The following is a 2183-nucleotide window of genomic DNA, read 5'->3' as shown; positions in this document are numbered from 1 at the left end:
ATCGCAACCTGTAGGCTCAAGTGGCGAACGGCGCGTGCGAAACTAATCGCATAAAACCCGCGCCCCAATCCTGCTCCGAATTTCGGTGACACAAACCGTCAAATAAGGAGAATTCTGCTTTAAAGATCGCTATGGTGCGCTCATTCGCAGGCTCACGCTCTCTCTCAGAGGCTAAAATGCCGTCTCCGTCGTGTCCTGCAGGACCAGGATCGGACCGGTCGTCGCGGCAAAACGGCTGCGCGTGAAGTGACCGGCGAGTATCTCCTCGTTGTTGACCCAATCATTCGAAAAGAAGCGATACGCCGCCCGGTGTTGGCCCAGTCCTGGCACGCCAACGGAATGCTGGCTCCCATGGCGCCCTCCATGCACTCCACAAGCTGGCGCAACCGTTTGGGTCAAATGCTCGTCCGAAACCTGCATTCGGAAAGCTCACGTTCAAACCATGCTTCTGCCGTTCCCTCCATGGCACCGTCCTCCGCGATGGAGTGCAGGCAAGGAATCATGGGCAATTCCTGCAGCGCAACAGCTCAAATCATTCGGGCTTGCTCACGAGATGGGGGTAACTGAAAGCCGGCAAGCACCGCCCCCTTGAAGCCGAAGCGATCGGCTGTTCCCGCATGCGTTAGCCACAAGGCAAACCCGTGAAACGTCGGGACTCGAACTCAATTGATGCAGCGAACTACCTTCGACACGGCACAAGATGAGCCGGCGATCTAGGTCTCTGACCGCATCCTTGGTTGACCGTTCTTGACGACTGCGATGGCGTAGCTTGTGCCACCGATCTCGCCACAGTGAGGACGCCGTCGAAAAGGTTCCGCCCACGTCGACGCCGATTGTAATGCCGACGAGCCAGCAGTCTTGGGCATAGACTCCATCACTCCTGAACCTTCCTCTCGCGATCAAGGGGTGGCAGACGGCGGTCCGTCGGGGCTTGTGCATGAACACGGCATACAATTGCACTATGTCTTTACATCGATTCAATTGCCAAACAACTGCCCACCTTATGCTTTTAGCCCGTGATATCAAAGGGTTGAGTCATCAAAAAGGAGACAGATTGTACTGTGACAAACCTCTTGCATGTGAGGGGCGCTTGCCGTAAGCTTGTGGACGATCAGGAAGCTGAAGGATTCAATCCGTGGATGGAAGGAGGTCGACAAACTCGACAGGAGATATCCTCGACAGCAGATATCGCGTTGTTGGTGCAAATTGGGTGGGCAGGAGGGCAAAAGCCTTGGTCACCCAATAACACCGTTTCACAGAAGCTTAACGGGAGGATTGAAATGATCTTCAAACGTGTAAACTGGATCCGTCGGAACTGCATCATTTCGTTTTTTCTTGGGGCAGCCAGTTTGGTCAGCCTTGCAGCTCATGCCCAGGACAACCGTTGTGAGAGCGGCGACCAGACGGGGGTGACGAGTGAGGCCATAAACGTCGGGAGCACCACACTTCTAACCGGTCAATTCGGGTACATCGGCAAGGAGACAAACGCCGGGCTGCAAGCCGCCATCGACGAGCTTAACAAAGGTGGCGGCCTACATGGTAGGAAGATCAACTTTGTTAGTTATGATGATGCCTACGAACCATCGAAAGCTCTTGCAGGTGCAAGGCGTCTTATCGAGCAGGATCAGATTTTCGCATGGGTTGGGGGCGTCGGAACGCCGACCTATCTTGCGGCAGCGCCGCTCCTAGAGGCAGCGAAAGTCCCAGCGATTGCTCCCTTTGCGCCAGGCAATTCGATGGGAACAGAGAAACGTCCATTGACGTTCAATATTTGGACCGATCTTAGACCGCAATTTAAGCGAGTGGTGGAATACCTGGCCGAACATGAGGGGCTGGGCTCCAGTACTGGTGGGGTGGCAATTGTCCACTTCTCAACCGAACATGGCATGGATGCGGTCCAAGGCGTCGAAGAGGCTCTCGCCCCGAAAGGCCTTAGCACCGTTGCAGATGTTGTAATTTCTACTGACGAGGAGGACTTCGCGTCCGTCGCGCTCGACCTAAAAAAGAGCGGTGCCAGTTGGGTGGGGCTTCAGATGGGCGCTGTACAGGGCGGTGCCTTGCTGACAGCGATGCGCGACATCGATTACCGACCGGGAGTGTTCGGGCAGGCCGACTTTGTCGATGAAGCGTTCCGGAGAGAATTCCCCGAAGTAGCAGAGGGATTTTACGGCCCCCTTCAGATC

At 55.4% G+C, this 2183-nt stretch carries 2 protein-coding genes; one reads left to right on the top strand and one right to left on the bottom strand.

What is annotated here, in order from left to right; translation table 11 throughout:
* Positions 1-164: 164 nt before the first annotated feature.
* Positions 165-353 carry a hypothetical protein gene (locus EOA27_RS33130; protein ID WP_189562219.1) on the bottom strand — a complete coding sequence of 63 codons (189 nt, stop codon included), beginning with the start codon at positions 351-353 and terminating at the stop codon, positions 165-167.
* 927 nt (positions 354-1280) lie between these two features.
* On the opposite strand from EOA27_RS33130, the gene EOA27_RS33125 reads away from it, so the two are divergent.
* On the top strand, positions 1281-2183 hold a 903-nt coding region (locus EOA27_RS33125; protein ID WP_210214192.1), incomplete at its 3' end, for an ABC transporter substrate-binding protein.

Source organism: Mesorhizobium sp. M2A.F.Ca.ET.037.01.1.1 (assembly GCF_003998075.1).
GTDB lineage: Bacteria > Pseudomonadota > Alphaproteobacteria > Rhizobiales > Rhizobiaceae > Mesorhizobium.
This window is presented reverse-complemented; position numbering and strand designations above follow the sequence as displayed.